The 764-nt window shown below is 59.2% G+C and carries 1 pseudogene; it reads left to right on the plus strand.

From position 1 onward, the window contains the following. A pseudogene (locus tag JWR98_RS28300) lies at positions 1 to 764 on the plus strand (type IV secretion protein Rhs); the annotation flags it as partial.

Raw genomic sequence — 764 nt, forward strand, 5'->3', positions numbered from 1 at the left:
AGCCTGGCCGAAGCGGCGATTTATTTGGGGTCTTCACCGGATGAGTTAGTGCTGGCCCAGGCGTCGCGGTTTTATCACTTTCGCGACGGTGTGCTGGTCTCGATCAGCGATGCGTATGACAACCGGCTGCGGATTGCCCGGGATTTTACGGGGCGCATTGAGCGGCTGGATAACGGCGTCGGCCGCTCGTTGTGTTTGCGTTATGAGCTGGGCCGCATTGTGGCGGTGGATTACCAGGTTCAGCGGGCCAAGGGGTATGAGCCTTACGAATGGGTGATGGAGCAGAGCGTTGTTTCCTACGCCTATGACGACTTGGGCCGACTCGTTTCAGCGACCAATGCGGTAGGCGAAAGTGAGGTTTATCGGTACGACGAGCAGCACGTCATTCTGGAGCGTGGACTGGCCGGTGGTGCGAGCTTCTTTTGGGAATGGGAACGCTCCGGTAAAGCGGCACGCTGTGTCCGGCACTGGGCCAGTTTTTCGCAGATGGATACGCGGTATGTCTGGGGTGATGACGGCCGTGTGGACGTGCATAACGCCGATGGCAGCCAGGAAGTGTATGTCCACGATGACCGCGCACGATTGGTGCAGCGTGTTGATCCAGACGGTGCCCAGCATTTTAAATCCTACGACGCTAAAGGCCGGCTGACGGTCGAGCAGGATCCGCTGGGCGCGGTGACGGCGTATCAATACGACGACGCCGGACGTTTGGTGGCGTTGTTTCCGGGGGACGATGAGCCGACGTCCTACGAGCATGACAATGG

This window comes from Pseudomonas lactucae, assembly GCF_016937615.1.
In the GTDB taxonomy this organism is placed as follows: domain Bacteria; phylum Pseudomonadota; class Gammaproteobacteria; order Pseudomonadales; family Pseudomonadaceae; genus Aquipseudomonas; species Aquipseudomonas lactucae.